An 18,742-nucleotide genomic window follows, 5' to 3' on the forward strand; every position below is an offset into this window, starting at 1 on the left:
CATAGCTGGAAGGCAGCTTTCTTCGATGATCTTGGCACCCCTCCGTCTGACACTCCCGTGCCTCATTGTTGCTGCCCTGTGTTGGTTGGCGATAGGTTCTTCAGTTGCCTCTGCTGCCAGTCAACCGGTCACCGAAGGCTGGGAATATCGCTGGGGCGACTCCCCGATAGACGCCAACGGTGTCCCTACATGGACAGAAACGTCCGCCCTGGATCAGTGGTCTGCCATCGATTTTCCCTCAAACCCGCCCGACCGGAATGGTCGTAATAACGTTTGGTACCGGGTAACGCTGCCGGCCGGCCACTGGCACGATCCGATGCTCTATATATTCAGTGTTGATCTGATTGTGCAGGTCTGGCAAGGCGACCGGCAGATTTACCAGTTTGGTGAGTTCGATGCCGAGGGCCGTGGTGAGTTTGCTGGCTGGCCCTGGCATGCTATTGCGCTGCCGCCGGATTACCACGACAAGCCCCTGTATTTCAGAATTTATTCCAACTACATCGATATTGGCTTGTGGGGCAAAGTGGCTGTTATGGAACAGCAGGCCCTGGTGCCCTATATTCTGAAAAATTCGATAAAATCACTGATCGTGGCTGGAATGTGCGCGCTGCTGGCACTGCTGGCTGCGGTTTTCGCGTTCGTGCGCAAAGACGATCAGGGCTTTAGTGGCATTGCTTTATTTGCCTCCAGCTCAGCACTCCTGCTGCTTGCCGGCACTGATGCGAGCCAGCTGCTGTGGCACCAACCGTTAGTGTGGGAGTATCTGGAAGCCGGCTCTTATTACATGGTGCCGGTTGCTTTGGGGGTGATGCTGACGCAGTGGCGTGGAACAAGGCCGGCGCGGTTGCTCAGACGGCTGTGGCAACTGCATCTGCTGTACCTGGTGCTGGCGCAGGGGGCATCGCTTTTGGGGCTGGTCACTCTGGCATCTACCTATCCAGTGTTTGACGGTCTGTTTCTGGTGTCTTTGATCATCATGTCGGTCATGGCGTTGTTCGACATTCGCCAGATGTCTGGTGAGCAGCGACTGTTGCTGGCGGTATTTGGTGTTTACTGTCTTTTATTGATAGCCGATATGGCGGTGGCTCACGGATTCCTGCCTTGGGTAAGAGTGCCCGTTAGCTGGGGTGTTTTGTTATTTCTGCTGGCGGTTGTCAGCATTTCAGTGACGCATTACCGTCAGATTCAGATTCAGCTTCAGCAAATGAACGCGCGCCTTGAACAGGAGGTGGCTGAACGCACGGCAAAAGCCGAGGCACTGACCCTCCGTGAGCGCCGGCGAGTAAAAATGTTGACGTTTGAAAATGAGAAAAACCACCTGTCCGATGCCGTTGTCGCGGGCCTGCAGCGCTGCGTTTCGTTAACCCAGGCCATGGAATTGCTTGTGCTCGAACTTCCTGACTTGACCAGCCCACTAAGGGGTGTCCTGTACCAGCCGGATGCGCTATGCACCTACTTGCCTGAGGACTGCTGGCGCCAGGTTGTGAGCTGGGGTTACAACTCTAACCCTTCCAGCCCTCTCACCAACTCCAGCACGCTGCCAAAGACGTTTGATGGATTGATAAACCTGCCGCGGCCCACTCGTCTGTTTGCGGATATCCGGGACTTGCCGTCAGACGATACCGATTTGCCCGCAGCTCTGCACAACCTGTGTTTATGGATTAACGTGCAAAAGGCTGAGAGTGGGATACACACGATTGGTTTGTTGCAGCTGGAAGTGCCGGAATACTTTTCTGCCAACACAACGGAATATGGCATCGCCCGTCTGTATTTTTCAATGGATCAGATTATCCAGAAAATAGGGCTTACGCTGTCCGGTGTATTATTACAGGATGATTTACAGAAATTTTCTTACGAAGACGCGCTCACTGGGCTGCACAATCGCCGCTTTTTCGATCGATTGATAAAACACGAGCGGGCGGTGTGTCTGCGCAGTCAACGCCCACTGACGTTATTGATTGCGGATGTGGACCACTTTAAACACTTCAATGACGATTACGGCCATGAAGTTGGCGATCTGGTGCTGCAACGCATTGCCAGTGAGTTGGCGCCAGCGTTTCGCGAAAGCGATGTGGTTTGCCGCTATGGCGGCGAGGAATTTGTGATAATCATGGCCGGTGCCAGCAGCGCCCAGGCGAAGGCAAAAGCGACGGGGCTGTGTGAGCGGGTACAGAGCCTCAGGCTTGAGCATGAGGGTGTGGCTTTGCGGCCTTTGACGATTTCAGTGGGGGTGGCCAATTGGCCGGACAGTACCCTCGATCCAGAAAAGCTGATGGGGTTGGCGGATAAGGCGCTTTATCGAGCGAAACGGAACGGCCGCAACCGCGTGGAAGTGTCTTCCAGCGGTTGAGGTCGGGCCGGTCAGACTACCAACACCGGGCACTTGGCGTGGCTGGTTACCCGGTGCGACACGCTGCCCAGCAATATGCCGTCCTTGTCACTATGGGTGCCTCGGGTTCCCACTACAATCAGGTCAGCTTCTTTATCCTGGGCGAACTGTACGATCACTTTGGAAGGCCGCCCGCTTTTGACAAAACCGCGCACGTGAGTGGCGTTCTGCTCTTTGGCATGTTCTTTGGCGTGATTTACAACCTCCTTGGCGTACTCTGAAAGTATCTTGTCGGGGATGTCCATGCTGTCAGGGCGGTTGATGGACAAAGACGCCTCAAACAGGCTGTGGTGCTTGTACACGCACAGCAGAAAGATCTCGACGTCAGGAATCAGCCTTTGTAAGCCGATGGCTTTGTCCAGCGCGTTCATTGAGTTTTTTGAACCATCGATGGCGACTAATATGCGTTTGAACATTCCGTTGTCTCCTGATTAGGCCGGAAAGGCCAGGTCGCGCAAGAACAGTGCAATTTGCGGGAACGCGATAATCAATCCGGCCGCGACGATCAGCATCGCAATGAACGGCGGTGTGCCGCGGATTACATCCATATACGGCCGTTTAAAAATGGCGATGGCGGTAAATATGTCGCAGCCAAATGGCGGTGTGGCAGAGCCGATGGCCACCTGCAAGGTGATCAGTACACCCACCAGCACCGGGTCTAGTCCGGTGGCTTGAATGGCCGGCGCAAATATTGGCGTCAGCACCAGAATCACCACAATCGGGTCCACAAACATGCAGGCGATAAAGAATGCGACACAGATGGTAACCAGAACGCCAACCGGGCCGGCCTCATTGATACCCACCGACTCCAGAATGGCTTGAGGGATCTGTGCAAACGACAGAATCCATGAAAAGCCGTTACCCACGGCCACCAGAATAAACACCACGGCGGTGATCAGGCCGGTGGATTTAGCGATGCGATAAATGTCCGCGAGCTTGAGCGAGCGGAAAATCAGAAATTCCAGCAAGAAGGCATACAGCACGCACACGGCTGCGGCTTCGGTGGGGCTGAATATACCGCCGTAAATACCACCAACAATAATGACCGGGAAAAACAACGGCCACATAGCATCGCGCACGGCGACCCCGCGTTCGCCCCAGGTGGCCTTGGGTTCGGTGGGCACGTTGTTCTTATAGGCGTAGAACAGGCAATAGAGTGAAAACATGAACAGAATCATTAGGCCTGGGCCAATGCCGGCGATAAACAGTTCAGCTATAGAGGTTTGCGAGACAACCCCGTAAATAATCATACCAATGCTGGGGGGAATCAAAAACGCAATATCACTGGCGTTAATAATCAGCGCCAGGGTAAAAGAATCGGAATAACCTGCTTTCAACATTTTTGGCCGCAACGGTGAACCTACAGCTACTACGGTGGCCTGGGTAGAGCCCGAAACCGCCCCAAACAGGGTGCAGGAGGTGGCCGCGCTAATAGCCAGCCCGCCCTTGATGTGGCCAATAAACGCCATCACCATATTGATCAGGCGATCAGCCGACTGGCCGCGGGTCATAATGTCTGCGGCTAGAATGAACATCGGCACCGCAATCAGCGACGCGGGGCGAATACCGCCCATCATTTGCTGAATAAAAGTGCCCATCTGGCCAAAGCCGTCGAACATCATTACAAAGCCGACAACAGCAGCGGTTGTCAGCGGGATCATCATCGGGAAACCCATTAGCAGGAGCCCGATCATAATGACCATCAGTATTGTTGCCATGATTCTTGCCTTTTATGGTCTGCTCAGAGTCTGGTCTGATTCATGCTGCTTTAAACTTCGGTTTCGGTCTCTGCATAGCCGTCCACCAAACCGGTGGATAAGTACACGTCTTTACTGGTTAAATTCTTGACGGCGGTTAGCAAATACTGAATGCCGGTAACGGCAAAACCGATGGGTGCCCAAACATAGATCGTCCAAATTTCTATGCCCAACGCGGGTAGAATCCGACCGCGATCGTACAAAGTAACGATGTAGCCGAAGGAGTGGTAGCACAAGAAGAACATCATCGCGGCGGTGAACAGAGCGATAATGATCATCAACACCTTTCGGCCCCTAGCGGGAATGGCGTCGTAAATCGCTGACATGCGAATGTGGCGCCCGTGGCGGGCGGCGTAGCCAATGCCGGCGAAGGTAACCAAAATAATGAGAATACGGTTGATCTCGCCGGAGAAAAACATGCCTTCGCCGAATACAAAGCGGGCAATCACGTTCACGCAGGTGTTCAGTGCCATCAAAATGACGCCAGCAGCAAGCATTACTGCTTCGGTTTTGGCAATCCACTCATCGATGGTTCCCAGAAAACCGGGCAGTCCCGAGTCATAGTGGCCAGTGTCGTCTAAATCCGGGGAGTTCTCGGTCATGAGCTATGCTCCGGAGTGGCAAAGTCCCGGCCGGAAGGGGAAATGCCCCGGCTGGGCGGGGTTAGTCGTTGAACCCCGCAGGCAAGTACCCGCGGGGCTAGGGACTGCAAAAAAAATATCAATCCGTTATTTTTTGATGTCTTCCAGGTCTTGCTTGAACTGGTTCAGCAGTTGTTGACCACTGTCGCCGGCCATTTCAACAAACTTCGCCTCAACCTGTGGGGCACGCTTGCGGAACTCGGCAATCTGTTCTTCGTTCAGGCGTGTAACGGTGACTTCATCACTGCTTTCCTGAATTTTTGCCAACGCCTCATCGGCCAAGCCGTCGATATGGTCAAGAATTTCCTCAAAGGCGAAATCAGATGCTTTACGCACCAACTCTTTATCGGCATCCGACAGGCCTTCGTAGAAATTCTGGTTGGCCATCATTGCGGTGGTGAACCAGCCATGACCGGTGAAGATCAGATGAGGTGACACTTCGTAAAGACCGCCAGACTGAATCCAAAAAATCGGGTTTTCCTGGCCCTGAACCATGTTGGTCTGCAGTGCGCCGTAAACTTCACCCCAAGGCAGGGGTGTAGGCGTTGCACCAAAGGCTGAATAGGTTTCCGACAGCAGAGGGTTAGTCATCACACGAATTTTTTTGTTTTGCAGTTCTTCCGGTGTGGTAATGGGCTCATCGAGAGTGATTACCATTTCACCTTCCGGATACATTTTCAGCAACTCCAGGCCTTTCTCTGCATACAATTTAGGGAAGTCGTCGTTAATGGCCTTACTTTCACGAAAAAAGGTTACTACCGATTCCATGTCGGTGGGCATCAGGTAAGGGATGAAGAAAATTTGCGCTTCCGGAATCAGGGCACCGGTAAAGCCGGGAGACTGGTTTACAAAATTCAGAATGCCGGCCTGGGTCTGTTCCATGATGTCATCAGACTCGCCGAGTTCACCGAAGCGGTAGACCTGTACCGTGTTATCGGAATTGTCTTCGATGTACTCTTTAAATTTGTAAGCGAAAACGTCTTGAACATCGCCTTCGTATTCTTCATGGGCGTAGCGCCAGTTGGCAGCGTTCACCGAGTTGGCTGCGGTCAGGGCCGCAAACATCAGCACGGAAAGGCCTGCCAGTTTCTTGAATTTACTTATGCTGCTCATCGCGTAATCTCCGCTTCTTTTTCTGAATTGGTTCTTCTTCTTTCTTTAGATTGGCAAAACAAAGAGTGAAGCGCAAGTTTACAGATAAAAACCTAAGCTTCTCTTGCTATCTTTTTCCGATCAATAACCTGTTGGAATTAAGGCGTATTCCGATTTTCCAGGCATGTTTTTAAAAAACGTTCAAACTCTTGGGTTATTCGCGCCACGCTATTTTCGAGCCGATGGCCATCGTTCAGTATAAGGACGCTGATGCGTTGCTGCTGCGCCAACTCCAGCACAGGCATGACCGGTACAGCGTCATCTTCCCAACCATGAATGATCTGGCTGAAAGTGGCAGAAATCTGCGGCCTGGATTGTGGATAGCGTATTAGTGCCAGCGCGGGGGCTAATAAAAAACAGCCTAGTACCGGGGTCATCGCACTCGTTTGAGCGCACACCCAGCCGCCCATGCTAGACCCTGCTAAAACGGTGCGCTGAGGATCAGCCCCAGCTCGTTCCATAGCGGCCTGCATCTGCTTCAGGCGGGTTGTTGGGTCTTTACTGCTGCGATGGTCTAACGCCTCGGCCACCACGCCCGGGTATTTTTCCGAGATTGTTTTCATAGCTTGAATCTTAGTACTGTCGGGGCCACTTTCCAGTCCGTGGGACAGAAATACATGAATAATTGGTAATGTCATTGTTTGGCTCCTGAACGTTTATGGATTCCCGGCTGCAAAGAACGGCGGCGCAGCAAACCGTTGCGGCCATCGCGGCGTAACTTTATCTATTATTATTGAGAATAACAGGAGACACATTATGTTCAGATGGCCAATCAGCGTTGCACTGGTTTTGCTGTGGGGAGTTGGGCCGGTTGTGGCAGACGAAACAGCGCGTTGCCCGGCGTTTTTGGATCACGACCTGCCGAAACTTCACTCTAGCGAAAGCGTCAATCTGTGCGAACTGGCCGCTGGAAAACCAATGTTGGTAGTGAATACCGCCAGTTTTTGCGGTTTTACTAACCAGTTCAAAGGCCTTGAACAGCTGCATCAGCGCTACGGTAAAGAAGGCCTAGTGGTGGTTGGTTTTGCCAGTAACGACTTCCGTCAGGAGGCGGACACCGAAGAGGAAGCGGCCACCATCTGTTTCAAAAATTTCGGCGTTACCTTCACCATGATCGCCCCCGGACCGGTTACCGGTGCGGGCGCAACGCCGGTGTTCGCCCACATTAATCAACAGAGCCAGGCGCCGCGGTGGAATTTCACGAAATACCTGTTGAACGATCTCGGCGAGGTGGTGGAGTCTTTCCCCAGCAGCGTCCGCCCTGGCGACAAACAGGTAACGCAGGCCGTGGAATCGGTACTGTAAGTCTGAGGGGGCATAATCCACGGAAGGCGGTCGTTATTTTGGCGCCCAGGCGCCCCGGGGCCATGGTGGACAGCCTCAGTGCGTCGTCGGTCAATCTTAAAATCCAGATGTGGATTACCCAGACAGTCTGGATGTGCCGCCGTGCATCATTGCCGAATTGCTTGAACGAGTGAAACAGGCGCTGGACGACGCCGGTGTTGAAATATCTTTCCCTCACCTCCAGTTACTTATATAACTCGTGCTTGGCCTGAATCTGTTATCGGGATCTTGGCATCCGGCTCAGGGGCAAAAAATCCAGGGCGAATGAAGCTGTTTGCCCAGCATCAGCGTACATCCCCCCCATATCAACACTTGCCCCCGGGCGGTTCGGTGGTTGTACCCATGCCGTTTAGATAATCAGAAATAGAAAGGAATCAGGAGAGAACTGTGATTGAAAAAACCGCTGAGTTGGCTGCCGCGCCGAACCCTACCATAAAGCCGGCTAAGCCGTTTAGCCGCACGGTCAATCTGGCCGAAGGCGACATACAGCAGAAGCGCGAGGAAATCGAGCGTTGTTTTTGCGACACTTTTGACACCTACGAATCCCTGTTTACAACATTGGCCGGTGACGACGCCTATTTTAAGAAGTCGATACCTCTGCGCCACCCGCTGATGTTTTATTTGGGCCATACCGCCACCTTTTTTGTTAATAAGTTGGTGCTGGCAAAGATTCTGCCCGAGCGTATTGATCCTTTGATGGAGTCGACCTTTGCGGTGGGCGTGGATGAAATGAGCTGGGACGATCTGAACGAAGGCAACTACGCCTGGCCCAAAGTGTCGGCGGTTATGGCCTATCGCCAAAAAGTCCGGGCCATGATGGTGGATCTTATTCGCACCTTGCCTTTGCAGTTGCCGGTGAGCTGGAAGAGCCCGTTCTGGCCGATTTTGATGGGTATTGATCACGAGCGCATTCATCTGGAAACTTCATCGGTGCTGATCCGTCAGCAAAAGCTGGAGTACGTGCAGCCGCAGCCAGAGTGGGCGCCCAATACCCAGAGCGGGCAAGCACCGCAGAACGAACTGCTGCCGGTGGCGGCGGGCGATGTGTCTCTGGGCCTGCCGGTTGGTGGTGAATATTACGGTTGGGACAACGAATATGGCAGCCATGAAGCCAATGTAGACATGTTCGACGCATCAAAATATTTGGTGAGCAATCAAGAATTTTTAGAATTTGTTGAAGCCGGTGGCTACAGCCAAGATGCCTACTGGAGCGAAGAGGGCCTAGGCTGGAGAGCATTTGTCAAAGTCAGTCACCCCACTTTCTGGGTGTGGCATAATCAATGGTTTTTGCGATTGATGACCGAAGAAGTGGAAATGCGCTGGGATTGGCCAGCGGAGGTGAATTACCACGAAGCCAAAGCCTTCTGCGAATGGAAAGCGGTGGATAGTGGCCGTCCTGTGCGACTGCCCACCGAAGACGAATGGCACCGCCTGGCCGAAGTGGCTCAGGTAGCGGAAGTAGGCGCCGAGCCTGCTGCCGCCAACTTGCACCTGGATCATGGCGCGTCTGCATGCTCGGTTACCCGCTTCCGCCATGGCCAGTGGTTTGATGTTGTTGGTAACGTGTGGCAGTGGACTGAAACGCCGATGTACCCATTTGCCGGGTTTGAGGTGCATCCGTTGTACGATGATTTCACCACACCTACATTTGATAATCGCCACAACCTGATTAAAGGTGGGTCGTGGATTTCTTGCGGTAACGAGGCGCGGCTCAGTGCCCGCTATGCGTTCCGCCGTCATTTCTTCCAGCATGCGGGATTCCGCTATGTGGCCTCGGAGGCCGAATTGAAGCACCCCAGCGCATATTACGAAAACGATGTAATCCTTGCCCAGTACTCGGAATTTAATTTCGGTGAAAACTGGCACGGCGAAGCCAACTTCCCTAAAGAATTGGCGATGGCGGGCATTGCCGCCCTCGACGAGCGCTCTACGGCTGACCAAAGTGGCGTAAGCTACGGCCGCGCCCTGGATATTGGTTGCGCTTGTGGTCGAACCAGTTTTGAACTGGCTACCCGCTTCGAGCATGTGGATGGCATCGACTTTTCAGCCAATTTCATCCAGAAAGGGGTAGAGATGGCAGAACAGAAAGTGATTCGCTACGCCCTTCCCGAAGAGGGCGATCTGGTGAGCTACCACGAGCGCACACTAGAGGAATTAGGCTTGACCGAGTCCGCCGGGCGTGTAGCGTTCCATCAGGGCGACGCTTGTAACCTAAAGCCGTTGTTCAATAACTATGACCTGATTGTGGCTGGCAACCTGATTGACCGCCTATACGATCCGGCGCAGTTTCTGACTCGCATTCACGAGCGTCTGAACGACAATGGCGTGCTGGTGATTGCCTCACCTTATACCTGGTTGGAGGAATACACTCCGCGGGAAAAATGGGTTGGTGGGTACAAGAAAGACGGTGAAAATTACAGCACTCTGGACGGTCTAAAAGACTTGCTAGCGCCGCACTTCCGCTTGATGAGCGCGCCGCGCAGCCTGCCGTTCGTGATTCGTGAAACCCGCAATAAATTTCAGCACAGCCTGTCAGAGCTAACAGTGTGGGAGAAGGTCACGCCCTGATACGCATCACATCAGGAGCCAGGGACAGATTTCAGATCTGTCCCTGAATGCCACGCCTATATATTCAAAGGGGACAGATTTTAAATCTGTCCCCGATTTACTACCATTTCGAAGTGCCGCCTATTGCCGGCCCAAGCCGCGCTTTTCCAGAAACTCCTTCAGATGCAGGCGCAGCTTGCTGGTGAACAGGGGTTTAAGCTGCTTCGACCAGTTGCTGGACTTATTACCGCCGAGGCGCTCGCTGTAATAGGTTTCCATAGTGGCGTCAAAGCCATCAATCAGCGCGTTGTCCTGTTCGCTGTTGTAACTGTCCGTTTTCACGATGACGCTAAGTGGCAGGCGTGGCTTCACCTGGGGATCTTGGTCCGGATAGCCCAGACACAGGCCGAATACCGGATACACCTGATCGGGCAGGTTCAGCAGGTCGCTAACAGCAGCCGGGTCATTACGGATACCACCGATGTAGCAAATGCCCAGCCCTTCAGATTCTGCTGCCACCACAAGGTTCTGCGCCATCATTGCTGCGTCTATGCTGGCCACCAGCAACTGCTCGGTGGTGCCGGTAATTATTTCGGCGCCAGCTCTTGCGGCAGCTTCGGTCGGGCGCTTCATATCGGCGCAGAACACGAAAAAATCCGAGGCGGAAGCCACGTAACCTTGTCCACCGGTTAGCTCGACCAAACGCTCACGCTTTGCGGTGTCAACTACGTGAATCAGCGTGTAAGCCTGCACGTGGCTGGAGGTAGCGGCGCATTGGCCGGCGTGCAGCAGATTAGACAGCAGCTCGGCCGGAATTTTCTGGTCAGTAAACTTGCGAATGGAACGGTGGCGGCTAAGCAGGTCAAGCACCGGGTTGACGGACGATGCTGATGCGGATTCTGAAGGGACGGGTGCAATAGAAGTCATAGAGCCTCGTAAGCTAAAAAAACACCACCGTATCCTTTTGTATAGCGGAGCAGGATACGGCGGTGTTTATAAATTCCGGATTTTGGCCAGTTTACTACGGCCGGTTAACGGTGTCATTGGGTCCGGGCGTGTTGTGCTGTTACCGCATGGATTTCAGGCCGTTGGCCCATTTTTCAAGCTCCACCAGCAGGTCAGTGGCAGAAGGGTCAATCAGCCCGTTGGACTGAAACACTTTGAACCTATCTATCAAACCTAGATTGCTTGCGGATCAAGGTCAAACAACGAGCCGTATCAACGTACGGATCACTGACGATAAAATACTATGGCAAAACCGTTAGGGCTGGGCACTCCCCATCACTGTTGGCATGTCTTCTGGGAGCGGTAAGCCTTGTTGCATTTGGATTTGGCCATTTTCATCTTTGTAATAGGTGCTGGGGGTAGCGTTAAGCCCCAGTTCGCCCATCAAACGGTTGTTGGCGGTGATGCGTTTGTTGTTGGCACTGACCAGCTCGCGGTCCACCTCTATGCCGCCGTTGTTGTAACTTTGCTGGTTGTTACGCAGGGCAGCCTGGGGGTCGTCTGCGCCCAGAATGGTGGCGGCTTTAGACAGGCTGTCCTCGCGCAGTATGCCCACCATCACGTGGCGCAGCTGCACTTTGCCGGCGTCAATCCAGGGCTCTGCGGCTTGGCGGAAACGGTGGCAGTAGGGGCAGTTGGGATCGGTAAAGGTATACACAATGACCGGCGCATCGGCGCTGCCATCCAGTATCCAGGCGCTGTCTTCCATTTGTGCCCAGGCTTTCTGGTTCAGCGGGCCCTGTACCAGTTCCTGTATTTTTGGTTCGGTGAGGTTGTCACCATTGGCATTCAGCATCGGGCCCACAATAATATGATTGCCGTCAGGCGTCAGGTAAAACGCGACTGGCCGACCTTGCATATCGCCGGCGTAGCCGGTCAGGCCGCCGGGCGCTTCGAAACTGTCAGCAATGGATACGCCGCGGTCAATCAACAGTTGCACCGCAGGCGGGTAGCTTTCCTGGGCGAAGGCGATGCCACTGGCGCTCAGAGTGGCTGCGGCCAAAGCCGCCATTAGCAATGGCTGCCAGCGGCCTGGTTTATGGATTGCAAGTGCGCTGGCTGTAAAGGTGGCGGGTGAAGCCATAACAATTTTCTCCTATAGGGTCAGATACGTTGATTACGGCTCAGGGAACCTCAAGCTTTTCCAGATTGCTGGTTAGGGTGGCATTAGACAGCTCGCCTATATGAGCATCCACTTGTCGGCCTTCAGCGTTATAAAACAGGGTAGTAGGTAGGCCGTGGCTGCCGGTATTACGGCCCAGGCTGCCGCCGAAATCGGTCATCAGGTTCGTCAAGCTTAGGCCCTGCTCTTGCATAAAACGGCGAATCGTTTCCGGTTGTTCACCCTGATTGACAAAAACAAAGGCCACACCGGGATTATCTTTCTGCGCCTGCTCCAATACCGGCATTTCCCGAATGCAGGGTGGGCACCAGGTGGCCCACAGATTCACCACCATGGGTGTGCCCGGAGCCAGTTCAGATAACTGTACAGGCTTGCCATCAAGAGTGGCGAGGCTGGCTTGGGGCAAGCTGGAGGTTTGTTGCTCCATCAGGGCGATTAGCCCGGCAATTGCGCCCCAACTGATCAGGCCCGCTGTCATGGCAATGGCCAGTGGGCGGCGTATTCGTGCGTGCCGGCGCATGCGCCAGGCGATAAACACCAACGCTCCGGCAATACCGGCCAGCACACTGAAACCGCCATCACGAATATCAATAATGCCCAGCAGGTCATCGCGGTAATATTCAAAGTAAAACGCAACAAAGCCAATGCGCGCTGCCAGCAGCGCCACCAGAAAAATATCCGCCAGGGTGCCAGCGATGGGGACACCTTCTTTACGCCCGGCTATAGCACCGGTTATCAGCGCCACTATGAAGGCGAATATCAGCAGCAGATGGCCCACTGGCAAGTTAAGTGGCCCCAGATTTACGGAAAGCATCCTCACTCCTTAAAAATGACAGCTGTTGGCGCGGTGTGACTCGCAACAATGCCGGGAGTTCCCCGTTGTGTACCGCTGCCTTTCATTAAAACCCTATTACAATAGTGGAAACACTGAGTTGACGATTCACAGCGCCGGCCCCATATTAGTTTCCGAACCAGCGAGATACCCCCATGCACCCACGCCATTGCCAAACTTTTCTGCCAGCCGCGCGCTTCGGTTATCGGTTGTCATTGCTGCTGGCGGTGTTGGCTCTCGGGTTGTTGTTGAATGGTTTTTCTGCCCCGGCTGCAAACTCTGACCTCGGTTATACCAAGCACACTGTTCAGGCTCTGGTGGCCAGCGATCAGGGCAGTCGCTTGCGGTTTGTGGCGACAGCGCCAGACCGCGGCGACAACTCGCCATCGCCTTCTGCATGGGTATCTCTATTATTGCCGCAGTCCGGCAGCCAAGAGGCGGTTTTCTGCCCTGTTGCCGGGCATGTCGTTCGTCATCCTCCCAATTTTTGGCCTATTCTGCGGGCTCCTCCTTTGACTTAACGCCATAACGACTGTTTTTCGCACTGCCCGAAATTCCCGTTATTACGCTTGCCTGCCGTTGCTAAAGCTGCCGGCAGGCGTCGTCTGTGAGGATGTGCCATGAAATCTATGAAAGCCCGAGCTCTGGTCTACGGCTTGGTTATACTGTTGGGCCTGTTAGCTGCGCTGCCAAATCTGTTGCCAGCGCAAGCCGTTGCTAAACTTCCCGCCTGGTACACCAGTACCACAATATCGTTAGGCCTTGATTTGCAAGGTGGCTCGCATCTGTTGCTGGCGGCCGACACCGCCGAGCTGTTTGATGCCGAAACCCGCACCATTGCAGAGGAACTTGGGCCGAAGCTGGTAGCCGCAGGGGTAACCGGTGTCAGGCCAAAAGCGGAAAGTGGCGCGGTAGTGGTTATGGCGAAGAAGCCGGAGCAGCTGCAAGCGGCTGCCACCGTGGCCCGCGCTCTAGCTCGCGACAACAGCGACGGCACCCGACGCTTCGACGTTGTGATAGAGGGCGGTCAGTTGACGTTGACGTTGAGTGACAGCCGCATTACTGCGTTAACCAATGATGCGCTCGAGCGCAGTCTGGAAGTGGTACGCCAGCGATTGGACGAAAGCGGTTTGGTAGAACCCAGCATCACCCGCCAGGGAAACGATGGCATTCTAGTCCAGATGCCCGGCGTGGCCGACCCCAGCAGTATTCGCAAACTGCTCGGTACTACCGCAAAAATGACCTTTCACTGGGTCGCCAATAGCAATAACGAAGCGCTAATGAATCTGCCGGGTAGCGTGGAAGGCGAGCGCTACAGTCTGGAGCGGCGGGTGGCTATGGAAGGCCAGCACATCAGCGATGCCCAGCTAGGCTTTAACTCTGACAACGGGCAACCGGTGGTGAACTTCAAGCTCGACAGCGATGGCGCGCGCCAGTTTGGCGAGATGACCCGCTCTAACATCGGCCGGCCGCTGGCGGTGGTGCTGGATGGTAAAGTAATCACTGCGCCGGTGATTCGCAGTGCCATTGCCGGCGGCAGCGGTGAAATCAGTGGTGGTTTTACCAGCGCCGAAGCCAGCAACCTGGCCCTGTTACTGCGCGGTGGCGCCTTGCCAGTGCCGTTAAACGTGCTGGAAGAACGGACTGTTGGGCCAGACTTGGGCAGCGATGCCATTGCCATGGGGTTAAGTACCGGATTGCTGGGCGCGGCTTTGGTATTCGCCTTTATGCTGGGCCTTTACGGCCGCTGGGGCGCGATTGCCTGTGTGGGCCTGGCGGTGAACGTCGGCCTGGTATTCGGTGTGCTGAGCGTGCTTGGCGCCACGCTGACTCTGCCCGGCATTGCCGGTATTATCCTAACCATTGGTATGGCGGTAGACGCCAACATTCTGATTAACGAGCGCATCCGCGAGGAAACCCGTAACGGCCTTTCTGCCCCTATGGCGGTGCGCCAGGGTTTTAGTCGCGCTTACAGCACTATTCTGGACTCCAACATGACCACGCTGATTGCTATCAGCTTATTGTTCATGTTCGGCAGCGGCCCGGTACGCGGTTTTGCCGTCACCATTGGCATTGGTTTGTTGACGTCGATGTTCACGGCCATTGCGGTCACCCGCTTGTTGATGGAATGGCGGGTGCGGGCCATGGGCCGTCAGCCTCTGGCCATTCACGGCATAGAAACGCTGGACCGATTGGCCGCGCGCGGTGTCGATTTTCTGCGCGGCCGTTTCATCGGTTTGGCGTTATCGGCCTTGCTGTCGATTGGCTCTATCGTGCTGTTTTTTGGCCCGGGACTGCAATACGGCGTGGACTTTACCGGGGGCACCCTGGTGGAAGTGCGAGCCGAAAACACCAGCGTAGAGCAGCTGCGCCAGGCTCTGGCCAGCGCAGGCTTGGGCGGTGCGTCGATTCAGGAGTCTGGCCCGGCGGATGCAGGCCAGTATCTGGTGCGCTTGCCCGTGCTGAACCATTCAGCGAGTGATTCAGATAGTAAGGCCGACGGCGTAGTGGATTCGCTGAAAACCGCGGTGCGCGCTCTTTCGCCAACGGCCGAATTCCCAAAAGTAGACATGGTCGGGCCTAAAGTCAGCGGCGGTTTCTCCGATGCTACGATTCTGGCGATTCTGCTGGCGGGTGCCGGCATGTTGGCCTACTTGTGGATTCGCTTTGAATCCCATTTTGCAGCCGCCGCAACCTTGACCATTGCGCTGGACCTGACAAAAACCATCGGCTTTTTTGCGCTTACCGGTCTTGAGTTTAACTTAACGGCGGTTGCGGCTTTGCTGGCGCTGATTGGCTATTCGGTAAACGACAAAGTGGTGGTGTTCGACCGGGTTCGGGAAAATCTGCGGCTCACCCCAGGCAAACCCATGCTGCAACTGCTGAACGAAAGCATATCGTCTACCTTGACCCGCACCGTGTTTACCTCGGTCACCACCCTGCTGGCCCTGCTGCCCATGGGCATTGCAGGCGGCAGCGCGGTGTCCAGTTTTGCCCTGCCGATGCTGTTCGGCATTGTAGTGGGTACTAGCTCATCGATCTTCATTGCGGCGCCTCTGCTGTACTGGTTGGGCTTGCGCCGTCAACAAAAAGGCCTGCCGCAACTTCGCCCTAGCCGCGAGGAGCGTGATGCCGAGCTGGCGTTAATTCCTTAATAAGACGGGAATTCCAGACTGAGGCAAACCCCGTGGGCGCTGTTATCAAATCAAGCAGCGCCCCCACCGCTCGAAAGCGAACTCGGTGCGGGTGCGTCACACTACTTGACGAGCGCGCTAGCTCAATCGATCAACGTCAGTCCATGTGTCAGACTTATGGACTCGATGCCTTGCGCAACGCCTACAGATGGACAGGTAAGCTGGCCCTTCACTACGTTTAGCCCATTCAGAAGGTGTTCATTGTCTTCCAGGGCCTTGCGCGGGCCTTTATCGGCGATCTGCAACACATAAGGCAGCGTCGCATTGTTAAGGGCATAAGTAGATGTTCGGGCAACGGCTCCGGGCATATTGGCAACGCAGTAATGCACCACACCGTCCACCACATAGGTCGGATCGGCATGAGTGGTAGGTTTTGATGTTTCAAAACAGCCGCCCTGGTCAATGGCAACATCCACGACCACGGAACCTGGCTTCATTCTCGAGATCAGCTCACGAGTCACCAGCTTAGGCGCCGCCGCCCCCGGAATCAGCACACCACCAATGACAACATCCGCTTGCAGTACCGTTTCCTCAATTGTCTTGGCACAGGAAAATAAGGTCTGAACCCGGTTTCCAAAAATCGCATCAAAGCGTCTTAGCACCTCCATGGACTTATCCAGCACCACTACGCGAGCGCCCATGCCCACTGCCATCTGCGTCGCAGCGAAGCCCACCACGCCACCACCAATGATCGCCACCATCGCCGCCTGCACTCCGGGCACGCCACCCAACAACATACCTCGACCATTCTGAGATTTTTCCAGACACCGAGCCCCGGCTTGGATGCTCATACGCCCGGCAACTTCCGACATGGGGGCCAGCAACGGCAAACCGCCTTTTCCGTCGGTCACGGTCTCATACGCAATGCAGGTGGCTCCGCTTTGCAACAGCTCTTTGGTTTGCGCAACATCTGGGGCAAGGTGCAGGTAGGTAAACAACGTATGGTGAGGGCGAAGCAAAGCTCGCTCGCTGGCTTGGGGTTCTTTTACTTTTACGATCAGTTCAGCCTGCTTAAACACTTCCTCCGCAGAAGCCACAAGACTTGCACCGGCAGCCAGGTATTGCTCATCCGTAAAGTCAATGCCCGCACCGGCACTGGCCTGAACCACTACCTGATGACCGTGGGCAACTAACTCCTGGACAGCTTCGGGCCCTAAACCAACGCGGAATTCATTGTTCTTAATTTCCTTTGGTATACCAATAATCATATTCACTCTCCTGTTCAGGCCACGTTTACCGATGACCCATGAGCCATAGCAAGAGTATAAGTGTATATAGACGCTGCAAAATTAAATGCTCATTATTCTCCAGAAACCGATAGATTCATCTTTATTTTCACGCCAAACAGCACGATTAACTGTTTTGAAACTATGTCTAAGCGAAAGGTAAGGTGACATGAGAAAACTCGATCGCATCGATTTGGCCATTTTAGACGAACTGCAGACCAATGCCCGAGTGACCAACCATGAGTTGTCCAATCGAGTAAATCTGAGCCCAACCCCTTGTCTTGAAAGAGTTCGCAAGCTCGAAAGGGATGGCTATATCAAGCACTACCGAGCCACTCTGCACGCAGGAAGATTGGGAATGGGGCTTGTGGTCTTTGTTGAGGTCAGTCTGACCCGAACCGGCCCCGACGTGTTTGCCCAGTTCAAACAGGCCGCCATCCGCGTGCCGGAAATTCAGGAGTGCCATCTAGTTTCCGGCAACTTTGACTACCTCATCAAAGCCCGCGTCGCCGATATTGAACAATACCGGACCTTGCTTGGTGAGACGATACTGGCGTTGCCCGGCGTTAAGGACTCACGCAGCTATATCGTTATGGAAACCTGTAAAGAAGGTCAGGAGCTGGACATCAAATCCTTGACCGACCGAGTGGTCAGTTAAAGGGCCGGTCAAGCAGAGTACTTGCACCAATCGCGTCACTCCCATTCTGATCGCCAGCTCCGCCGCTCCTCGGGCCAAGGGAGTACCTGATTTAGTGGCGGTGCCTGCTGGATAACTGTGTCCAACAACACCCGTCACTTCGGCACCGATCACGCTGACGAGCACGCCAGCTGCAGTATCGCGACGCCAGTAGAAGGCGCCAATGATCGCCGGAACCATGATTGCCAGTCCCGAAAAGGCTGCAACGGACAATACCGCGATGGGTTAAGTTCAAGCTGGGCAAAGCCGTACGCCAATATTGCGATGATCGGGTGGACGATCTTACCGATAGTAAGCTGGCTCTTTTCGCTGGTGTCAGGCTTGACGTTTGCATAGACGTCCCGGGACAAGCATGGACGCCAGGGTCAGCATGATGGAGTCGGTCCACATGACCGAGCGAATACCTGCGACGTAAGAGAACAGGATAGCCAGGGCGGTTGCGACCATGAGACCGGTAGTAAAGGGAATCGTGCCAAAACGCACTGGCGTATTGCTTGCTGATCACCCGTTCGGTTTCCAGCGGTATAACGTCGTCTCAACACTCTGCTAGGGGCCGTTGACAATTCACATTGGCAGCCAGAGAAATGCGCAAGCCAATGACACGGTGCTCTCATAATGACGAGTCAGTTTGTCATATCGGGTGGCGGCTGCCCGATAATGCTGATGAATGCTGTGACTTTGCAGCGTTTAAAACTGGCCGCTTTGACAGATACATGACAGTGCCAGCCTTACTGTATGCACGGCGAACTCGGCCTTAACGGGTGCTTAAGCTAGAACTATAGATTTTAGCTTGGCGTTTCTTTGATCGGAGTCAGAAGTTTGGGCGGATTGGGTT

General features: G+C 54.4%; 15 protein-coding genes and 1 pseudogene. 6 read left to right on the top strand and 10 right to left on the bottom strand.

What is annotated here, in order from left to right:
* Positions 1-25: 25 nt before the first annotated feature.
* Complete coding sequence (locus MRBBS_RS01305) at positions 26-2,350, top strand: GGDEF domain-containing protein (RefSeq protein WP_041635014.1); 2,325 nt, start codon at positions 26-28, stop codon at positions 2,348-2,350.
* Positions 2,351-2,361: 11 nt separating this feature from the next.
* Here MRBBS_RS01305 and MRBBS_RS01310 read toward each other — a convergent pair whose 3' ends face one another.
* From MRBBS_RS01310 to MRBBS_RS01330, 5 genes are all read right to left on the bottom strand, one after another.
* Positions 2,362-2,805: a universal stress protein gene (locus MRBBS_RS01310; protein ID WP_014869606.1), complete on the bottom strand. Its 444-nt coding sequence runs from the start codon at positions 2,803-2,805 to the stop codon at positions 2,362-2,364.
* 15 nt (positions 2,806-2,820) lie between these two features.
* Complete coding sequence (locus MRBBS_RS01315) at positions 2,821-4,107, bottom strand: TRAP transporter large permease (RefSeq protein ID WP_014869607.1); 1,287 nt, start codon at positions 4,105-4,107, stop codon at positions 2,821-2,823.
* 50 nt (positions 4,108-4,157) lie between these two features.
* Positions 4,158-4,748, bottom strand: a complete 591-nt coding sequence (locus MRBBS_RS01320) for a TRAP transporter small permease (protein ID WP_014869608.1) — start codon at positions 4,746-4,748, stop codon at positions 4,158-4,160.
* A gap of 126 nt (positions 4,749-4,874) precedes the next feature.
* Entirely contained in the window at positions 4,875-5,900 is a 1,026-nt protein-coding gene (gene dctP, locus MRBBS_RS01325; protein WP_014869609.1) for a TRAP transporter substrate-binding protein DctP, read from the bottom strand.
* 137 nt (positions 5,901-6,037) lie between these two features.
* The gene (locus MRBBS_RS01330; protein ID WP_014869610.1) at positions 6,038-6,577 is read right to left on the bottom strand and encodes a YqiA/YcfP family alpha/beta fold hydrolase; all 540 of its coding nucleotides are present in this window, start codon (positions 6,575-6,577) and stop codon (positions 6,038-6,040) included.
* Positions 6,578-6,695: 118 nt separating this feature from the next.
* Between MRBBS_RS01330 and MRBBS_RS01335 the strand changes: the two genes are divergently transcribed.
* Together MRBBS_RS01335 and ovoA are read left to right on the top strand one after the other, a co-directional pair.
* A complete protein-coding gene (locus MRBBS_RS01335; protein ID WP_014869611.1) occupies positions 6,696-7,244 on the top strand; it encodes a glutathione peroxidase in 549 nt (182 codons plus the stop codon).
* 426 nt (positions 7,245-7,670) lie between these two features.
* Complete coding sequence (gene ovoA / locus MRBBS_RS01340; protein ID WP_014869613.1) at positions 7,671-9,851, top strand: 5-histidylcysteine sulfoxide synthase; 2,181 nt, start codon at positions 7,671-7,673, stop codon at positions 9,849-9,851.
* Positions 9,852-9,971: 120 nt separating this feature from the next.
* Here ovoA and nfsA read toward each other — a convergent pair whose 3' ends face one another.
* From nfsA to MRBBS_RS01355, 3 genes are all read right to left on the bottom strand, one after another.
* Positions 9,972-10,757 (bottom strand): oxygen-insensitive NADPH nitroreductase, encoded by a 786-nt coding sequence (nfsA, locus tag MRBBS_RS01345; protein WP_014869614.1) that lies wholly within the window; start codon positions 10,755-10,757, stop codon positions 9,972-9,974.
* A 334-nt stretch (positions 10,758-11,091) separates the two neighbouring features.
* Entirely contained in the window at positions 11,092-11,919 is an 828-nt protein-coding gene (dsbG, locus tag MRBBS_RS01350) for a thiol:disulfide interchange protein DsbG (RefSeq protein WP_014869616.1), read from the bottom strand.
* Between the two features lie 40 nt (positions 11,920-11,959).
* On the bottom strand, positions 11,960-12,772 hold the full coding sequence (locus tag MRBBS_RS01355) for a TlpA disulfide reductase family protein (protein ID WP_014869617.1): 813 nt from the start codon (positions 12,770-12,772) through the stop codon (positions 11,960-11,962).
* 173 nt (positions 12,773-12,945) lie between these two features.
* On the opposite strand from MRBBS_RS01355, the gene MRBBS_RS01360 reads away from it, so the two are divergent.
* Positions 12,946-13,311: a hypothetical protein gene (locus MRBBS_RS01360; protein WP_041635015.1), complete on the top strand. Its 366-nt coding sequence runs from the start codon at positions 12,946-12,948 to the stop codon at positions 13,309-13,311.
* 99 nt (positions 13,312-13,410) lie between these two features.
* Positions 13,411-15,945: a protein translocase subunit SecD gene (gene secD / locus MRBBS_RS01365; protein ID WP_014869619.1), complete on the top strand. Its 2,535-nt coding sequence runs from the start codon at positions 13,411-13,413 to the stop codon at positions 15,943-15,945.
* 122 nt (positions 15,946-16,067) lie between these two features.
* Here the strand turns inward: secD and ald are convergent, their stop codons facing one another.
* On the bottom strand, positions 16,068-17,192 hold the full coding sequence (gene ald / locus MRBBS_RS01370) for an alanine dehydrogenase (RefSeq protein WP_014869620.1): 1,125 nt from the start codon (positions 17,190-17,192) through the stop codon (positions 16,068-16,070).
* A 187-nt stretch (positions 17,193-17,379) separates the two neighbouring features.
* On the opposite strand from ald, the gene MRBBS_RS01375 reads away from it, so the two are divergent.
* Positions 17,380-17,868: an Lrp/AsnC ligand binding domain-containing protein gene (locus tag MRBBS_RS01375; protein WP_014869621.1), complete on the top strand. Its 489-nt coding sequence runs from the start codon at positions 17,380-17,382 to the stop codon at positions 17,866-17,868.
* 603 nt (positions 17,869-18,471) lie between these two features.
* On the opposite strand, the pseudogene MRBBS_RS19295 reads toward MRBBS_RS01375, so the two are convergent.
* A pseudogene (locus MRBBS_RS19295) lies at positions 18,472-18,570 on the bottom strand (IS5/IS1182 family transposase); the annotation flags it as partial.
* Between the last annotated feature and the right edge of the window lie 172 nt (positions 18,571-18,742).

The sequence above is a fragment of the Marinobacter sp. BSs20148 genome, assembly GCF_000283275.1.
GTDB lineage: Bacteria > Pseudomonadota > Gammaproteobacteria > Pseudomonadales > Oleiphilaceae > Marinobacter > Marinobacter psychrophilus.